Consider the following 23151-nt stretch of genomic DNA (forward strand, 5'->3'; position numbering starts at 1 on the left):
TTAGGCATCTATTAAATCAATAGTTAAAGTAGTATCTGCATCTAGATTATATACTCCACCATTATCAATAGAATTTGCACTTCCTGAAACAGAAGTATTATGTTCTTGGCTATCAGAAGTTGTAAAACTTAAATTTTCTGCTTGTGCTTTTGTTAATGATAATTTTAAGTTACCATTTGTACTTCCTAACCACTCTTCAACCATACTAGCAGTAATTTCAAACTCTTTTTCCACATCACTACTAAAGGCTGCACCACCATTTAAAGAAGTAATATCTAAATGCTCAATATTTGTAAAGTTTTCTGCTCCACCAAATAGATTATCTAAATCATTAGTTATAGAAATACCATTTCCTGAAACTTTAACTTTATCACTATTAGCTCCCCCATCTAGATTAAAGCTTCCAATATTACTAAAGTCTAAGGCAAAAGTATCATTTCCAGCTTCACCATTTATATTTGTAGGTTCATCACCACTTATAGTAATATCATCATCACTACTTGATAAGTTTAGTGTTTCAAAATCATCTAATTTACTAAAATCTAAATCACCTGTTATAGAAATAGAACCAAAATTAATTGTATCATTTCCACCTAAATCATTTATAGTTGTAAATTTATTATTAAAGTTTGTAAAATCAGTAATATCATCAAATAAAATTACATCATTACCATTTGAAAAATTAAGTGTTTCAAAATTTACAATATTTGAAAATGCATCAGAATCAATAGTTCCTGAAGTTGTAAAATTAAAGCTATCACTTCCAATACTTCCATCAATACTATCTGCATTTGATAAATTAGCAATATCAATATTTACACTATCATTTCCATTAGCTAAATTTGCCGTATCATCTCCACCATTTAGATTTAAAATATCATCTCCTGCGCTTCCTTGAATATTTACATTTGAAGCACTATCATTTATAGTAACTACTCCTAAAGTGCTACTTACATTGCTTAAATCTAAACTTGAATCATTTGCATTAACTACTAAATTTCCATTTCCTGTTACAGTTGTAGTTCCTAAAATCGAGTCATCTAAACTTAATGTTCCACTACTAATATTTAATTTATCCACATTTGTTAGATTTCCTGTGTATGTTGCTGTTCCTGACCAATCTACATTTATAGTATTAACTGTTAAGTTTGAGAAATCCATAGTTGTTGCACTATCTAGGTTATTAACTATTAATACTCCACTTCCACTAATAGTATCACCATTTAATAAACTTGCATTTGCTTGAAGTGTACCATTAACAATAATTGAGTTTGCATTATTTATTGTTGCACTATCAGAAACACTCATTGTTCCACTACTAACTATTAGATTTGATGTACCTAAGTTTCCAGTAAATGTTGCAGTTCCTGACCAATCAACATTTGCACTATTTCCACTTACTTTTGTTAAGTCCATTGAACTTACTGCTTCAAGATTATTTATATTTAATGCAGCATTATTTGTAATAACTGTTGCACTATTTAAAATTAAAGCATCCACATTCATAGTTCCACTACTAATTGTTAAATTATCTACATTTGATAAGTTTCCAGTATATGTTAAGGCTGAACTACTTGACCACTCTACATTTAAAGTAGTTGGATTTACATTTGTAAAGTTTGCATTTAACATTAAATCTAAATTTGTTACATTTAATGTTCCACTTCCATTTACTATTTTTGAACTAATAATTGAAGCATCAGTTGTAAATACTGTACCATTTCCGATAGTTAAAGTATCTACATTATCTAAATTTCCAGTATATGTAACATTTGAGGCTGTTGAAGCATTTACATTTAAACTACTTGCAATATTTGAAAAATCTGCATTTGGTGTAGCATCTAAATTTGTAATATTTAAAGCTCCATTTCCTATTACTTCTTTTGAAGTAACTCTTGAAGCATCAATATTTAATATTGCACCACTTACAATATTTGCTTTAGAATCAGCTAAATTTCCAGTAAATGTTGTATTTGAACTAAATTCAACAGTCTCATTTGCACTATTATCAAGTGTTAAAATTGAACTAAAATCAGTTGAACTATTGCTATTTACTTCTATTACTACATTTCCTGAACCATTTACAACTTTTGATATTGCTTGAGCTTCACTTAAAATTAAAGTAGCAGCTGTACCAATAGTAAAAGTATCAAATAATGTATTATTTCCTAAGTTTTTAGAACTTAAATCTACACTTTGTTTTACATCTAAAGTAACTTTACCACTATTTTTAGTAACTGTAATATTTGCAAAGTCATGCTCATTTGCATTTGAAGTCGCTTCTACTATTAAATTTGCACTTCCTTGAAGTTCAATATTCATAGTTTTATTATCTAAATCCACTGCATTTAAAGTTAAAGTATCTCCATCTTGTACTATGATTTTCTCAAAATTTAAAAGTGTAACATTTGATAGATCTAAATCTCCACTTAAAGTTAAAGTATCTGTTCCACTTCCTGCATCTAAAGTGTCAAGATTAGAAGTTGAACTTACTATAAAATTATCATTTCCATTTGAAGTTTTAATACTTTCAATATTTGTTAAAGTATCACTATTTGTTCCATCAGATACACTAATTGGATTTGTTCCATCAATAGTTACTGTTAAAGTAGCTGATGTTGCAGTTGAATAATCAACTAAATCATTAGAGTTTCCTCCATCTATATTAATATTATCAATTGAATCATTTTTAAATATATCTGCTTGTGATGAACCTATATATTTTTCAAAATTTGCAAAAGTATCATTTCCATCACCTGTTGCATTACCATTTGCTATATCAACAGTAACAGAAGCTGCTGCTCCTGAATAACTTAAAGTATCTGTTCCTGTCCCACCAATAAGTGAGTTATTTAAAGAGTTCCCCTCAATAGTGTTTGTTCCATTTCCAACTTTTACATGTTCAATTTGAGAAATAACATCATCTCCATTATCTCCACTTGATGTTTGAGCTCTTAAATTTACATTTGATGAAGTATTTACTCCTAAATCACTAACTGAGTAGTCTATCCAATCCTCTCCTGTTCCTCCAATAACTTTATCATTTCCACTTCCTGCATAAATAGTATCATTTCCACTTCCACCATCAAGTGTATCATCTCCACCATTTCCAGTTAAAATATCATCTCCTGCTCTTCCTTCAAATACATTTATTTGTGCATTTCCTGTAATTGAATCATTTGAAGAAGTTCCATAGAAACCTTCTATACTTGTTAAACTATCTGTTCCTGCAAGATTTATTGTAGCGTTTCCTGAAGCATCTAAAGTAACATTTAAAGAGCTTAAAAGTGAACTATAATCAACAATATCAATATTATTTCCTCCATTGATTGCATCATCACCATCTCCTAAAGAAGCAATAAATAAATCATTTCCATCTCCACCATTTAGAACATCATTATTAGCACCACCATCAAGTGTATCAGCTCCTCCATCACCATTTAAAGTATCATTTCCTGCCATACCATAAAGCTTATCATCACTTGCATTTCCACTTAAAGTATTTACTAAACTATTACCATAAATAGTATCATTTGAGTTACTTCCAACTACATTTTCAATTGAATCTAAGCTATCAGTACCCTCACCTGTTGCCTGGTTTGCATTAATACCACCTTGAGAAGAAGTTTCAATATTTACTTTAACTCCACTTGAAGAAGAGCTATAATCAATAGTATCATTACCTACTCCTCCTATTAATCTATCATTTCCAGCTCCTCCAAATAGTGTATCATTATCATCTCCACCATCTAAAGTATCATTTCCTTCTAAACCATAGATTTTATCATCCCCAGCTAAACCTTTTAAAGTATTTGAATAGCTAGTAGAAGAAGTTCCTTTAATAATATCATTTTGTAATGTTCCAATTACATTTTCTATTCCACTTAAAGCTTGATTATATTGTGTTCCATCTACTGTAAATACAGCATTATCTTGAACTTCTAAGTCAATTGCAGCACCACTCGTAGTTGTTAGTAAAGAAAAATCTATTGTATCTGCATTACCATTTTCACCAAGAATATTATCATCACCTAAAGAGATATAAAAATAATCATCTCCATCTCCACCTGTTAATCTATTTATATCATCATTTCCTAAAAAAGTATCATTGTAGTTTGTTCCAACAACATTTTCGATACCATAAACTTGTTCTAAATTTCCATATGAATCAATTAGTCTATTTGAAGCTAAAGTATTATTTCCACCATAAGTTAAAGTATCAGTTGTACTGATATTTACTATAACTCCTTGTGTTCCACCTTTAAATTGTAAAGTATCAACATCAAGTCCATCTGCATCATTTCCTGCATCAAGATAATCTGTTCCCTCATCACTAATTAAAGTATCACTATTTATTCCACCATATAAAGAGTCATTACCAGTTCCACCTTCAAGTGTATCATTTCCAGCATCTCCTCTTAAAGTATCATTGTCAGCTCCACCATTTAAATAATCAATATCATTTCCACCTTCAAGAATATCATCTCCTGCATCTCCAAATAATGAGTCTGCACTATCTTGCCCATAAATTCTATCATTTCCAGTTCCACCATATACTGTATCTAAACCACTTCCAGCATATACAACATCATCTCCACCTTGTGTATAAATAGTATCATTTCCGCCTCTTGAATTAACATTATTATTATTTGCATCTAAACTTACAATATCTGCTCTATCTGTTAATTCAAAATCTTCAATATCAGCAACTGAACCATTTTTATAAATATAATCAGTAAACCCTCTTCCATCTTTAATTTGATAAAAATCATGTGTTCCATTAGTTAATGTTGCTAAACCATCAATATTTAAAGAAGAGATTACACTACTTTCATTTGCATCATTTGTATCCCCATCATTATTTAAATCAACATTTGTAAGGATAATTTTTGCTCCTGTTGAAGAACCAAAATAGTGATAATAATCTAAAATATCAGTACCATCTCCACCAATAATTGTATCATTTCCATAATTGGCATCTATTCTATCATTTCCTTCACCCATATCATAAATATCATCACCTTCTCGTCCTAAAACTCTATCATTTCCACCATACATTATAAAAATATTATCAGTAGTACTTCCCCATACAGTCTCACTTCTATTTCCATTGTAATCTATAACATTTTCAATATTATAAGCTTTTGTATCTCCCACATTATTATTTTGTAAATCTATTGTTCCAATAGGAGTATAGTATTCAAAACTTATCCAATCTCCATTTGTATGTGTTCCACCATCAATATAATCTTGTCCAGCAGAAATATAAAAAGTATCATCTCCACCATTTCCAATTAAAGAGTTTTTAGAAGCATCGCCACCCATAGTATCATCATTATTACTTCCTTTAATATTCTCTATTTGAGTAATATAATCAAACTTATTACTATCAGTTGCATCTATAATTTTTGAGTATGTCCCTTCTAAAACTGCATCTAAAGTATCATCTTGTGTTTCACTAATAGTATCATTTAAGTTTGCAAAAATACCAGTTGATGAACTACTATAATCTGCCCAATCTTCTTCCACGTCATTTCCAGTTTGATCACCACCAATTAAAATATCTCCATCTAATCCACCAGTAAGTGTATCAATACTCTCTTCACCAAAAGCAACATCACCTGCACCACTTCCAGTAGAGATAACATCAGCTCCTGTTCCACCATAAATAGTATCAGTTCCACCTAATCCAAATAAAGTATCAGCTCCACCGTATCCAAAGATTTTATTATTGTTATTATCTCCAGTTAAAATATCATTATAATTTAAAGTACCACCAATATTTTCTATATTTGTAATACCATTTTCTGTATTTCCATATCCATCATTTATTACTGTTGAAGTTGATAAATTTACCTCTACACTATTTTGAGTATAGTAAAAATCAATTAAATCTTCATCTGCCCCACCATCATAAGAATCAATACCTTCTCCACCTCTTAAAGTATCATTTCCTAGTCCTCCTAAAAGAGCATCATTTCCTGCTCCTCCAACAAGAATATCATCTCCTAAATATCCATCTAAAGAGTTATCGTTTGCATCACCAGTAATTGAGTCTTTATATGCTGTTCCAAAAATATTTTCTATATTTGTAATTGTTGTAGTACCTAAACCACCAGAAACTGTACCACTTTCCATAGTTGCAGAAATACCTATTCCACTACCAACAGAAGTTTCATCAATTGCTTTGAAACTTAACCAATCTCCTCCACCAGTAGTTGTTGTATTGCTTCCACCATCAATAGTATCTCCACCATCAGTTGCAATAATAGTATCATCTCCACTTCCTGCTTTTATTTCATTTGTAGAAGAATCCCCCATTATAGTATCGTTATGATTTGAACCTATTACTTTTTCAATATTTAAAACATCATCTTGTGTTCCAAATCCATCTTCCATAACTTCATGTACAACAGCATTTTTATTATCATCAATTTTTCCAAGATATACTTGAACTCCACTATTAGCATCACTAAAGTCAATTGTATCTGTACCATTGTTTCCATTAATTACATCATTCCCAGCTTGACCTTTGATAGTATCATCACCTGCTCCACCATCAAGATAATCATCACCAATTCCACCATTTAAAATATCATCATTACTCTCTCCAAAGAAAGTATCATTATAATTTTCTCCCACAAGTGCTGTTCCATTAAATCCAGAAATAACATCTGCATAATTAGAACCTTTGATAATTTCAATATGATCAGATAAAACATCATCTCCATCAGTTGAGCTTGTAATATTTCCATAATCACCATTACCTTCATTTAAAGTAACTGTAATTCCCGAATCAGAAGTTGAGTAATTTAAAGTATCTATTCCTAATCCACCCTCAAAAGTATCATTTCCAATACCTCCATAAAGAGTATCATCTCCTGCATCACCTTTTAAAGTATCATTTCCTTCATCTCCATATATTCTATCATTGTCAGCTCCACCAAAAATTATATCTTTTCCAGTTCCACCTTTTAATTCATCATTACCTGCTCCACCATCAATGCTATCATCTCCCTCTCTTGCATTAATAGTATCATTACCACTATTTCCTATTAAAATATTACTATTACTATCCCCATAGATTTTATCATCACCTGTTGTTCCAATAACTTTTTCAATACTTACTAATTTATCTTTTACAGCAATTCCACCATTTTGATACCCATCATCACTAGCTTCTTGTAATCCTAAATCAACAATTACTGCATTTCCACCATTTGCTAAATCAACATTGCTATAATCAATAGTATCAAGACCTTCACCACCTTGAATCTCATCACTTCCTTTTGAAGAGATAAAAGAGTCATCACCTTTATAACCATCAAGGATATTTACTGTTGTAAAGTTATCATCACCTTTAATAATATCATTATTTTTTGTACCAATAATATTTTCAATTCCATCTAAATTATCAAAAATTGTAGCATCACTTTGAAGCTGAACTTCACTTGCTGTTCTTGTTAAATCTACATTTATAGCTTTTGAATCTGTTATATAACTATAATCAACTGTATCATTTCCACTATCAGCTAAATTATCTCCACCATAAATAGTATCCCCATCTAAACCACCTAAAATAGTATCATTTCCAGCTTCACCCATTAAAATATCAGCTCCACCTGCACCAATAAGAATATCATTATCTCCACCGGCTTTAATACTATTTACCTCATCACTACCAACTAAAGTATCTATTAAATTTGAACCATTTATATCTTGAATATCATATAATCTATCAGTACCCTCACCTGTAGAAGTTTGAGTTGCTAAATTTATATTTGTTTCTTTTGAGAAATTAATAGTTGAAGTAGTATCAGAAAGATTTACTTTAACACCTGTTGATGAAGTAGAATAATCAACTAAATCTCTATTTGTATCAACACTTGAAATATTTTGTGCATTTCCAAAAATAACATCATCACCTAAACCACCTCTAAAAGTATCTGCACCTGTTCCACCTACTAAAGTATCACTTCCTGCTCCACCATAAATAGTATCATCTTGCGCTCCACCTTCTAGTTTATTATCACTATCATTACCAATAATTGTATCTGCACTATTTGTACCAATAATATTTTCTATACCATCAATATACTCTTTATTTCCAAATCCATCATCTTGAACTCTATATGTAGTGTTATCTGCTAAAGTTTGACTTCCAGATAAATCTACTTTAATTCCTTGTGTTCCATCAGAATAATCAATAGTATCTGCATTTCCAGAACCACCATCAATATAATCAGTTCCTTCTAATCCTTTAAAAGTATCATTATCTCCACCACCAAATAAAGTATTATCTTTTTCATCTCCTGTAATATTATCAGCTCTTTCTGTACCAATTACATTTTCAATATTTCTTAAAGTATCTACTTTACTATTTGAAATAGCAGTACCCTCAGCAGCAGTTGCACTATTATTATCAGTATCTAAATCAACCACAACACCATAGGCTAAATCAGAGAAATCAGCTGTATCAATATCATCTCCTCCATCAATAACATCTGCACCTTCACCACCTCTTATAGTATCATTACCACTTCCTGTTGTAATAATATTTGAAGCACTATCAGCATAAATAGTATCATCACCATTTCCAGTAATAATATTTTCTACACCATCTAGGAACTCTTTATTTCCAAAACCATCATTTTCTACTCTATATGTATCACTACTTCCATCAGTTTGAGATTTTGTCATATCAATAATTACATTTTGATTTCCAACTGAAAAATCAGCAGTATCAATTCCAGCTCCACCAATAATTCTATCTGCACCTTCTAATCCAGATAAATAATCATCTCCACTTCTTCCTTCAAGTGTATTATCTTGTGCATTTCCTTTAATATAATCATTTTTATTTGAACCAATAATATTTTCTATATTTGTAATAGTATCTATTCCATATTCATTATGAATTCTTTGGGCAGTTGTAACTGTTAGATCAACTTCAATACCACTATATAAATCATTTGAGCTTTCATTTCCTATATATCTAGTATCTCCTGTATCATCATTTATAGCAATAGTACTATAATCTAAAGTATCGCTAGTTCCATTAGTAGTTGAATCATCTGTATCATCTCCATCAATAATATCATTTCCAGCTCCTGCATAAATATAATCATTTCCAGCTCCACCTTCTACAACATCATCTCCTGCAAGTTCAGAAATTGTATCATCTCCTGCTAGACCTTTTAAAGTATTATTTTCATCACTTCCTGTAATATTATCTGCTTCATTTACTAAATTACTTCCAGTTATATTTTCAATTGATTCAAAAGTATCTGTTCCTATACTAGCACCAACTGCAAAAGAGTTAGAGATATTTGCATTTATTGATGAGCTTTCACTACTATAATCAGCAGTATCACTTCCTTCACCACCTTTTAGTTTATCATCATCAGCTCCACCAATTAAGGTATCATCTCCATATCCTCCAAATAAAGTATCTTCTCCTGCTCCACCATTTAAAATATCATTATTTACCATAGAAGAGCTACTTAAAGAATCATCTCCATAGATTTTATCATTTCCATTTCCACCAAAAATTGCATCAATACCATCTCCACCATAAATAGTATCAAAACCATCTCCACCAAGTAAACTTTCAACTCCTGTATTTGCTCCACCATCAATTACATCATTTCCAAAACTTCCATCAATATAATCAGTTCCATCATTTCCTTTTAAAGTATTATCCCCTAAATCTCCAATTATATTATCATCTTTATTTGTTCCATAAATATTTTCAATATTTACAATTGTATGGTTTGTTGTATCACTATTAACAGTTACTGTAGCAATAGTTGAATCATTTAATGTAACAGAAATTCCAGATACCATACTTGTAGTATCTAAAGAGCTATAATCTATTGTATCACTTCCTCTACTACTATCATCTTCATTTCCACCATCAATACTATCTGCTGTAAAATCAATATCTACAAAAATATCATTTCCAGAACTACCAAATAATTTATCAGCTCCACTTCCTCCAGTAATAGTATCATTACCAGCTCCACCATCAATATAATCAATTCCAGCTTTACCATCTAAAGAATCATTTCCTGCCATACCTAATAAAGTATTAGCATCAGCATTTCCTAAAATAGTATCATTTCCAGCTGTTCCTGTAATATTTTCAATATCTTTTACTTTATCATTAGCTGCATTTGTTCCACTAACTGTTACAGTTGCATAATCTTGCGCATCTACTGTATCTAAATCAACTACAATTTTAGTGGCACCATTTGAGCTATAATCAATAGTATCTCCCCTTACTTCACTACCATTTTGAATACCATTTGAGTTTGTTTCACCTGCATCTATCACATTTGCAGTATTTAGTTTTGTAATAAAAGTATCATCATAATCTGTACCAACAATATTTTCAATTTCACTAATTGTATCAACTAATATTGTTCCATTTATATTTTTTGTTGTTGTTTGGGCATTTAAATTAGCTACAATTCCTGCTGTTAAGCTTGCATATGTATAAAAAACGGTATCAATTCCTAATGAACCATTTAGTGAATTTACTTGGTCATTTCCTCTAAATGTATCATTACCACTTGTTCCAATAGCATTTTCTATTGAAACAATACTATCAGTTTTAACAATTGCATTTGCATTAGATGAATCATAAATATTTGTTGTTTGAGAAGTTAAATCTATATTTGCATAGTATTGAGTATCAATTATTGCACTATAATCTATTGTATCACTATTAGCTCCACCATTTATAGTATCGTTTCCATCAAAAGTATTTGTAGTATAAGTAGTTTTAAAAATATCATTTCCAGTTCCACCTGTTAGTGTATCATTTCCTGCTCCACCATAAATAATATCATCACCAGCTTCCCCATCTATACTATCATTATCTTCTCCACCAAATAGTGTATCATTATTGTCTCCACCATAAATAGTATCTTCTCCAGCATTACCATAAATAGTATCATCTTCACCCATACCTGATAAAATATTTTTTTCACTATTACCATTGATTAAATCTTTTCCTAAGTTAGAACCAATAATATTTTCTATTCCAAATAATTTATCATTACCTTGGTCAGCACTTGAAGCACTTCCTTCATTATTTCCTTCAGCTAAAGTTACAGTCATACCAGAAATAGCTTGAGAATAATCTACAGTATCAATTCCACTATCGCCATTTTCATCATCACCATAAATAATATCTACTTTATTATCTGCTTGTTCAAAAGTAATAATATCATCACCACTTCCTCCATAAATAGTATCTGCACCTAAACCACCATTTATAGAGTCATTTCCAGCACCTGCATAAATAATATCATCTTCAGACTCACCTAAAATAGTATCTTGTCCATCTTCACCATATAAAGTATCTTTTCCTGTTCCACCTTTAAGAATATCATTTCCATCTCCACCATAGATTAAGTCATCTCCTGCTTTACCATCTATAATATCATTACCTGAATTTATACTATTAGCACTATCAGCTCCACCATAAAGTTTATCACTTCCATCTTGTCCACTAATAGTATCATTTCCACCCATACCTTGGATTTTATTTAAGTTAAAATCTCCAGTAATATTATCATTAAACTCAGTACCAATTACATATTCAATTTCTGTTAAAGTATGAGTATTTCCACCAATATTTACAGTTGCAGTTGTAACCCCATCAAGATTTACAGTAATTCCTTGATCAACCCCTTGATAATTAACTGTATCATAGTTATCTCCACCAATAATTTCATCACCTGTAGCATCTGCTGTTGAATCAATAATAAAAATATCATCTCCTGCTCCACCATCAAGTTTATCAGCTCCACCTGCACCTTTTAAAGTATCTGCTCCACCATTTCCAATTAAAGTATTAGAAGCATTGTTTCCAAATATAGTATCACTATTATTTGTTCCTTTAATATTCTCTATACCGTAAACTCTATCTGTATATATTGGTGTTGAAAAATCACTATTTGAAGATAAAGAGACTTTTATTTCTGAATAATTATTTACTCCATCTGATAATATATTATTTAAATCTACAAATATTTTATTATTATCATTTATACTATTACTATAATCAATTAAATCAGAAGTATCAATATCTTGGTGAATATTAGAAGTATTTAATTTACCTCCATAAATAGTATCATTTCCTAAAGAACTTATAAAAGTATCATTTCCACTATTTCCTTGTAAAGTATTTACAACATCACTACCTGCTATTTTATCATCTACACTTCCACCAATTACATTTTCTATAGAGTATAAATTATCTTTATCATTTGTATCAACTAAAGCCGTTCCTGCTTGTAAATCTACATCTACACCTTTTGAAGTAAGATATTCATAACTTACAGTATCATATTCAATTGATGTTTCACTTTCACCTTTTTTATATCCATAAATTTCATCATTTCCACCATTACCTGATAGAAAATCTGCACCCTGACCACCTTGAATTTCATTTGCTTTTGAATCTGCAATAATTGTATCATTTACAGTAGAACCAATAATATTTTCAACATCTTTTACAATATCATCATCTCCATTAGTTACTGTAACTTTCCACGAATCAGCCCCTCCAACTCCATCAAAATCTTCAGTTGCAGCAGTGCTTAAATCTAATATAATACCTTCATTTAAATTACTATAATCAATAGTATCAATTCCCGTTGAACCATCAATATAATCATTTCCATCATTTGCTGATGTAGCAATTATTGTATCATTACCACTTCCAGCATAAATTGTATCATTACCATCTCTTGCTTCAATATAATCATCATAAGCCTTTGAATTAATTATATTATTTGCAGTATTTCCATAAATTGTATCAGCAGAGAAATTTGAACCAATTACATTTTCTATTCCATATAATTCATCAATACCTTGACCTTGATCTCCTGTTGCACCATCTGAACGCCCTTCTTCATTACCAAGAGCATCTAATCCACCAGCTGCATTTACATCTAAATCAATAGTTAATGATTCTAAAGCATTTGTATAATCAACAGTATCTATACCTAAATCTGTATGAGTTGTACCATTAAATGTTCCACCATAAAGTTTATCACTTCCAACTCCACCTGTTAAAGTATCATTGTCAGCTCCACCTTCTAAAATATCATCTCCACTTCCTCCAAGTAAAGTATCATCGCCACTTCCACCTTGAAGTTTATCCATTCCTGCTTCACCGCTTAAAATATCATTTCCAGCTTCACCTACTAGTGAGTTATTTTGAACATCCCCTTTTATACTATCACTATCTTGCGTACCTTTTATATGTTCAACATTTAAAATAATATCATTTGAAGCTTGCCCATTAACTTTTACTTGAGTTTCATTTGCACCATCTAAAGTAAGTTCTATTCCATTTGTTGAAGAGTTTGCATCATCTAAAATTACTGAATAATCTGCCCAATCTCCTGTACCAATTCCTCCATCAAAGTAATCAGCTCCATCATCTACATTTTCTAAAATACCATCATTATTTGTATCAACCCCTGCAATAAAAGTATCATTTCCACTTCCTAAAATAATAGAGTTATTTAAACTAGAACCAATAACAACATCGTCTTTTAAAGAACCAATAATATTTTCAATATTTAAAATAGTATCAATATCTCCTGTTGTTACCGTTTGTACAGTTGTAGTGCTTAGATTAACTTTTACTCCATTAGTAGTGTAATATTCATAAGAGATTGTATCTATACTTGTATTTCCATCAATAATATTTGTTTTATTATCTTCATTCATTTTAAAAGTATCAGAAGAAGTTCCTCCAATAGCATTTTCAATATCAATTAAAGTATCAGTTTCTGTTGAAGTTGTTGCTTTATTTGTTTTAAAATCTACTTCCACTGCAACATTTTTCTCACTAAATGAAGCTGTATCCTTTCCAGCACCACCATTTAGTACATCATCTCCACCTTGACCACTTAAAGTATCATCACCTTCTAAGCCTATTAAAGTATTTTTATCATTATCACCAGTAATTGTATCATTACCCTTACTTCCTGTAATATTTTCCATATTTTTTAAATAATCGCTAGTTACAATTGAACCATCTTGGTAAATATCTGCTTTATAATAGCCTTGTGCATCTGCACTTGTTGATAAATCAATTACTACTTTATCATCTATACTATCTACATTTACTTGTTCATAACTAATACTATCACCATTTACTTCACCACTTTCATCATTTCCACCATCAAATCTATTTGAAACTGTTAGTTTAGAAATAAAAGTATCATCATATTTAGAACCAATAGCATTTTCTATATCATATAGTTCATCAATACCCTCTCCAGTTGCTCTATTATTTACAAAATCAACAACAATTCCATTTGTTGCATTTTCATAAGTAACAGTATCAATTCCTGAATCTTGACCTAAAACACCACCATATAAGTAGTCATTATTGGCCCCACCACTTAAAGTATCATCTCCAAATCCACCATAGATATAATCAACTCCATCTTCACCAAAAATTGTATCATTATCATTTCCAGTAGGAGTTTTATTTAAATCAATTTCATCTCCATAAATAGTATCCCCTTCTGTTCCACCATAAATAGTATCAGCTCCAAGTCCACCTCGTAACTCATCAACTCCAGCTTCACCATTTATAAAGTCATCATCATCTCCACCATCTATATAATCAACTCCACTTCCACCTTTAATAATATCATTTCCAGCTTCTCCATATAAAGAGTCATCTCCAACACCAACTCCACCTAAAATAGAGTCATTTCCAGCTCCACCAAAAATTGTATCATTATCAGCTCCACCATCTAAAATTTCATAAACAGTTGAAGTTTTGTCATTATTTGTATTATCTCCACCATAAATAATATCATTTCCTGCTTCACCTCTAATAGTATCAGTTCCACCTTCACCTTTTAAGATATTTTTAGAGCTATCACCTATAATTTTATCTTCATTTTGTGTTCCAGTAATATTTTCAATATTTAATACATTGTCATCTCTAACTATTACATTTGAAGAGTTTTTTAATAATAAATCTTGTGAACTTAAATTTACATCCACATAATAACTAGTAACTTGGCTAAAATCTACTGTATCCCCAACAGTTGTATTTGTTCCACCATTTATAGTATCACTTTCACCTACTATTGCAGCATCTTTAATAAAGAAAGTATCATCTCCACTTCCTCCTTGAAGATTGTTACTATCACTATTTCCTGTAAAAGTATCATTTCCTGCTGTACCTATAACATTTTCTATATTTATTAAAGTATCACTACCTTGTGCTGCATTTGCCACCGTTACAGCTACATTATTTCCACTTGTATTACTTAAATCTACTACTATTTTATCATTGCTATTTGTGAGATTTGAATAATCAACTGTATCATTTTCATCATTGTTATTTTCAATATTTGTTGATAGGTTTGCTCCACCATTAAAAGTATTTGATTCACTATTATTGCCTCTAAATGTATCTGCATAACCTGAACCAATTATATGCTCTATATCAACTAAAGTATCAACTCCTTGACCTCCACCAACACTTTGAGCTACTCCATCAATACCTAAATCAACACTTACTCCTGAAGTGGCGTTATTATAATAAACAGTATCTCCTAAAGTATCAGTTCCTCCATCTATATAATCATCACCTGCACCACCTTCAATAATATCATCACCTGATAAACCTTTTAAAGTATTTTTATCACTATTTCCTGTGATAGTATCATTTCCAGCTGTTCCTGTAATATTTTCAATTGAAGTTAGAGTATCTACTGCACTTTGTGTTCCATCATTTATAATTACAACATTTCCTGTTTGTAAATTTGCTACAATTTTATCACTTGCATCAACTAATCTTTTTGAATAATCAACTGTATCTCCACCTAAACTATCAGTAACTCCACCATCAAAACTATTATTTGCACTCTCATTTGAATAGAAAGTATCATTATAAGCACTTCCTATAACATTTTCAATATCTGTTAAAGTATCATTTCCTTGTTCAACACTTATATTTTGAGAGATATTATTTAAACCTAAATCTACACTTACAGATGAGTTTGCTTTAGAATATGAAACTGTATCTCCTACAATACTATTTGTTCCTCCATCTAAAATATCATCTCCTGCACCACCTTCTAGTGTATCATCTCCACCTTCACCTTTTAGGATATTTGCTTGTGAATTTCCAGTAATAATATCATTAACTTGTGAACCAATAACATTTTCAATATCTTTAATATTATCTGTATCTCCACCATTTACTATTACTTGAGTAACCGTAGAAGCTTCAGCTAATGTAACATTTATAGAGTTTGCAGTTAAAGCAGAATAATCAATAGTATCACTATCTTCTCCTCCATCAATTGTATCACTTCCATCATTTGCACTAGTTGCTACAAAAGTATCATTTCCAGCTTCACCTTTTAAATTATCATCTCCACCTTTTCCTTCTAAATAATCATCTCCTCCATCACCTTCAAAGAAATTTGTAGCACTATTTCCAATAATAGTATCATCATTTACTGTACCATTAATATTTACAATTGAATAAAGCTTATCTGTTGATTCTAAGTTTGTAAAACCATCACTTGTTAAACTACTATTTGATTTTAAAACTTCTGAATAGCTATTTAAATTACTATCTGTTAGAGTAGTACTTAAATCAACATAAATTCTTTTTGCATCAATATAATCTATTTTATTATACTCACCATTTTCAACACTATGAGTATTACTTGAGTCTAAAGTTCCTCCATAAAAAGTATCACTTCCTTTTGTAGCAAAGAATTTATCATTTCCAGCACCACCAATAAAAGTATCAACACTATCAGAACCAGTTAAGCTATCTGCAAAATTTGAACCTATTACAACTTCAATTCCATCAAGATTATCTTGATTATCAAATCCATCTTGACTTACTTCAATAGCATTTTTTAAATTAACTTCAATTGCTTTTAAAGCATTAGAGTAATCAACTGTATCATGACCAACTCCTCCAATAAGAGTATCATCACCAGCACTTCCTCTTAAAGTATCATTACCTTCATTTCCATCTAAAATATTTTTATTAGAATCTCCATAAATAGTATCATCACCTTTAGAACCAGTAATATTTTCTATATTTTTAATATAATCATCTGAACCATTTGTTACACTAACTGTTGCATAGTTATTATTTGAAGTATCAATTGATGATAAATCAATAGAGATATTTTGCGTTGCATCAAAAGCAGAATAGTCAATTTTATCACCAAAATTATCCTCTTCACCAACTCCACCATCAATATAATCAATTCCATCATCACCATTTATATATGTATCACTAATTGAGTCATAAACTCCAGCAATAAAAGTATCATCACCTTCATTTCCAAGTAAAGTATCATTTCCAGCTTCACCAGCAATTGTATCATCACCTTTTTTACCTTCAAGTCTATTATTACCTGAATCTCCACCTATAATATCATTATCAATAGTTCCAATAATATTTTCAATATTTGCTAAACTATCCTTTTCTAGGCCTAAAGTTGCAGTTGCATAACCACCATTTAATTTCATTAAATTTACATCTAAATTTGTAGATTTAGAAGAATAATCAATAGTATCTCCATTTACTTCATCAGCTTCACCACCATCAATTATATCATCTCCATCTCCACCACTTAGGTTATCATCTCCTGCACCTCCATATAGAGTATCTGCATCTTCTCCACCTTCTAGTGTATCATTTCCAGCTCCACCATATAAAGTATCTTTATGGCTTCCACCATATAGTTTATCATCACCTTCTTCACCATATAAAATATCATCATCAGTAGAACCATTTAAAGTATCATTTCCAGCTCCACCATAGATTAAATCTTCTCCAGCCTTTCCATCTATTACATCATCACCCAAATTACCTTTAAATGTATTTTCAAAGCTATTTCCAATAATAGTATCATCACCAGCACCACCATATATATTTTCAACAGCTTTTACAGTATCATAAACATTACCATCATTTGTAAAATCTTTATCCCCATTTACATCAATATAAACTGTTGTTTCTGCTGAATTTTCTAAAGTTACTTTAATTGCATTTGAAGTTGTGATATTTTCATAATCAACAGTATCTTTATCAACTCCCCCAATAATTTTATCTTGTCCATCATCAAGGCTCATTTTATAAAGGTTTGAACCAATACCACCATCTAAAATATCATCTCCACCTAAACCATCTAAAGTATCATTTCCATCTGAACCACTAATATGATTTGCTTGATTATTCCCTACTAAAGTATCATTTTGTTTTGAACCTAATAGATTAATAAAATTTGCTAAAGTATCATTTCCTGCACCTGTTGCACTTGAAGCTGCTATTCCATAGTGCGAAGAAGAATCAAAATTAACTTTTACATCTGAAGTTGCACTTGCATATGATAAAGTATTTGAACCTTCTCCTCCATCTAAATAATCATCTCCATCTCCACCATCAATAGTATCATCACCCTTTAAGCCTAAAATAGAGTTATTTTCACTATTTCCAGTTATAGTATCAGCTTTTGAAGCAATATCTGAACCTTTGATATTTTCAATTTGACTAATAATATCTTTTTCATCTGTTGAACTAAAACCAACTAAACCATCACTATCAACAAAAACTTCATTAGAAGAGTTTAAATCTGTAAAAATATTATTTGTAGAGTAACTATAATCAACCCAGTCACCTGAAATACCATTATCTCCTCCAATTAATTGGTCATTTCCTAATCCACCAACTAAAGTATCATCTCCGCCTTCACCTTTTAATTGGTTATCTTCAGCATTTCCAATAATAGTATCATCATTTGAAGTTCCAATAACATTTTCAATATTTAAAATTGTATCACTTTGCTCTACTGTAGAGCCATCTTTTACTAAAGCACTATTAGAACTTACCCCTAAAATTGTATTTGTATTATCTAAGTTTATTTCTAAATGATGTATTCCATCATTTATTAAACTATAATCAATAGTATCTTTATCATCACTACTTTCTGTTCCACTTGAAGTAAAACCATCAATTACATCATTTCCATCACCAATAGTTGCAATAAAAGTATCATTTCCACTTCCTCCAACTAAACTATCACTTCCTGCACCACCTATTATCTTATCATTACCTGCTTCACCAAATAATGTATCATCTCCTGCTTTTCCATCAATAGTATCATCTAATAATCCAGCATAAATAATATTTTTTTCATTATTTCCTATTAAATTATCACTATTTTTAGAACCAATGATATTTTCAAAACCTTGAATTAAATCATTTCCATCATTTGTATTTTGAACACTTGTTTCATTTGATAAATCAACAGTAATTGCAGTTGTAGAATTAGCAAAACTAATAGTATCATTACCAGCTCCACCAATTAAAGTATTATTTCCCTCATCACCTTCAATAGTATCATCACCACTTGAACCAATTACATTTTCTATACTATATAGTTTATCTGTAGAAGCTCCACCAACACTATATTCTTCATTTGCAATACCATTACTAGCACCTCTTAATCTTACTTCAACTTTAAAAGCATCTTCATAAGTTACAGTATCACTTCCACCATCACCAAAAATATCATCTGCACCACTTCCACCATTTAAAAGGTCATTCCCTTCTCCACCTCTTAAATCATCTGCACCTGCTTGAGCATAAATAGTATCATTACCTAAATCTCCACTAATACTATTTGAATCATCATTACCCACAAAAGTATCATCTTGCTTAGAACCAATAATATTATCAAAGTTTGTAATAGTATCTATACTTCCATCACCACTTGATTGATTTGCAGTTAAAATATTTGAATCTATTGTTTTATCACTAGTTCCAATATTTGCACTCATTTTTGAAGTAGCATTTGCAAAACTTATTGTATCATTAGCCCCTGTTAAAGCATCTAATACATTATTGTTAGAATCCCCTTCAATAGTATCACTTCCAGTTGTTCCAATAACATTTTCTATATTTTTAACTGTATGTTTATCTAAACTGCTTATAATAGTTGCTTCTGAGTTTAGTGACCCATTAAGTCTAATATTAACTCCATTATTAATATTACTATAATCTATAGTATCACTATTATCTCCACCATCAATAATATCACCAGTCAATTCAGAAGCTGTATTTTCTATCTTAAAGCTATCATCTCCACTTCCACCATATAATCTATCTGCATCAGCTCCACCATAAATAGTATCGTTATTATCTCCACCATCTATATAATCAACTCCAGCCTCACCTTTTAGTGTATCATTCCCCTCTTTTCCAAAAAGAGTATTAGCCTCATCATCACCAAAAATTTTATCATCAACTGTTGAACCTGTTATATTTTCTATATCTTTTAATATATCTCTTTCACCACTTCCAACTGTTGCTGTAGCTTCACCTAGATTTAAATCTACAATAACACTTTCATTTCTATTTTCATAGCTTACTGTATCACCTCTTGTTTCATTAGCTTCTCCACCATCTAAGTAGTCATCACCAACTCCACCTAAAAGTGTATCATCTCCTGCTTCTCCATATAAAGAGTCATTATTAGCTTCACCTTTTAAAATATCATTTGAAGCTCCACCTTTAAAAGTATCTGCATTTGCTCCACCTGTAAATTCATCTGCATAATTACTTCCATGTACTTCTTCAATATTTTTTAAAGTATCTTCATTATTACTATTAGCTACTTTTGTTACTAAATATTCATCTGCATTTGCAGTTACAATTACTTTTCCACTCTCTTTTTCATAACTTGCAATATCAATATTATCTCCACCATCAATAGTATCAATACCCTTCGAACTATAAATAGTATCACTTCCTGTTAATCCTTCAATACTATTATTTAAATCATTACCTCTTAAAGTATCACCATTACTTCCACCTTTAAGATTTTCAATATTAAGTAAAGTATCTCCTGTATTATTAATATTTGTTGTCATATCAACTTCAACAGAATTTGTATAAGCTTCATAACTTATAGTATCATTTCCAGCTTTTCCATCAATTACATTTGATAAAACATCATTGCTTTTCATTATAAAAGTATCATTTTGATTAGAACCATCAAAATCTTCAATATTTTTTACTGTATCTATATTTGAAGAAGAGATACTAACTGTTTGTGTTACTCCTGATAAATCAACTGTTACTCCAGTTCCTATAACATTTGAATAATCTGCCTTATCACTTTCGCTTCCGCTTCCACCATCAAATACATTATTTACACTATTTCCTATAAAAGTATCATTTCCAGCTGTACCAATAGCATTTTCTATATTTTTTAAAGTATCACTAGGTTTTGTTCCACCACTTATAATAGTTGCTATTTCATTAGATAAATCAACAATTACTCTATCGTTATTTATATCAGTTAGTTTTGAATAATCAACTGTATCTCCAATAGAAGTATTAAGGCCTCCATCAAAAATATTTGCATTATCTACACTTCCTATAAAAGTATCATCAAAATTAGAACCAATAATATTTTCAATATCTTTTAAAGTATCTGTACCAACCCCTGCTCCACTTGCAGTATTTATAACACTATGTAAATCAACAACTACATTTCCTGTGGCATCAGAATAATCAGCTGTATCAGTAGAAGAACCTCCATCAAGGTAGTCATCTCCCCCTCTTCCTTGTAAAGTATCACTTCCTGCACCACCCATTAAACTATTTTTATTATTATCAGCTTTTAAAGTATCATTTGCTGTACCACCAATAATATTTTCAATATTTAAAATAGTATCACTAACATTATTTATATTATTTAATAAATCAACTTCAACATTTGAAGTATAATTTTCATATGAGATAGTATCACCTTTACCACTAGCTGTAGTATTATGGTCTGCACCATCTATTATATTTACCTCATCTTCATTAGACATAATAATAGTATCATCACTAGAAGAACCAATAACATTCTCAATAGAAGTTATAGTATCCGTTCCAATATCAATTCCAGTTGCACTATTTGTTTGTAAATTTGCAATAATAGAAGCACTTGAATTAGAAAAGTTTACTGTATCACTACCTTCTTCTCCACTAAAACTATTATCTAAACTATTACCAATAAAAGTATCATCTCCTGTTGTTCCAATAATATTTTCAATATTTGTAATAGTATCTTTAATAGAAGTTACACCATCAGTTAAAATAGCACTATTTGCATCAACTCCTGCAATAGAGCTATTACTTAAGTTTACTTCTAAATGATATGAGCCTAAAGAAGCTAATTTATAATCAATAGTATCACTATTATCTCCACCATCAATAATATCTTCCCCGTCATTTTGTAAAGCTACAAAAGTATCATTTCCACCTTGTCCATATAGGATGTCATTTCCTGCTCCACCAATGATTTTATCATCACCAGTACCACCATCTATATAGTCATCTCCCCCTTGTCCATCAAGAGTATCATTTCCACCATTTGCAAAAATAGTATTATTTTTATTATCAGTAGTTATAATATCTTTATAAATACTTCCAGTTATATTTTCTATTCCTTCAAGTTTATCTTTAGAACCTAAACCATCATTAAATACATTATAACCATTTGCATCAGGAGCAGTTAAATCAACTTCTATACCAATTCCTGCATTTAAAGAAGAGTAATCAGCAGTATCACTATCTTCATTTACAGTTATATTATTTCCTGTAACTGTTTGTTGTGTTTTTATATGTAAAGTATTACCTTCAACCTTAACAGAAGTATTATTTGCTTGAGCATTACTATTTGCTTCAAATAAAGATACAAGTTCTATTAAAACTTCAGCTTCAGTTTTTCCTGCACTTGTATTATCATATGAGATTGTTTGTCCATTTACTTCAAAACTAACTAAAGAAGATAAATTTGTAATTGTTAAAGCATATCCACTTCCACCTATTAAAATATCATTACCTGCTTTTCCAACTAAAGTATCGCTACCTGCTCCACCTTCTAATGTATTATTTGAATTATTTCCGATAATAGTATCATTTCCATAACCACCAGCTAAGTTTTCAATATTTTTTATTATTAAATCCCCATCACCAGTAGTTTGAATAACCTCACCTTTTGATAAATCAACAGTAATATCTTTTGCAGTATATTCAAAGCTTACAAAGTCAGCTTCTCCTTCTCCTCC

1 protein-coding gene (only partly in view) is annotated in these 23151 nt (G+C 30.5%); it reads right to left on the reverse strand.

Going from position 1 to position 23151, the window contains the following annotated elements; translation table 11 throughout:
- Nucleotides 1-23151, reverse strand: partial view of a hypothetical protein gene (locus AMYT_RS08380; protein WP_114842100.1) — the 3' portion only. Its footprint extends 9204 nt past the window's final position; 23151 of the gene's 32355 nt are visible here — the last part of the coding sequence; its start codon lies off the right edge, out of view — the gene reads right to left on this strand; the stop codon is at nt 1-3.

Source organism: Malaciobacter mytili LMG 24559, from assembly GCF_003346775.1.
GTDB lineage: Bacteria > Campylobacterota > Campylobacteria > Campylobacterales > Arcobacteraceae > Malaciobacter > Malaciobacter mytili.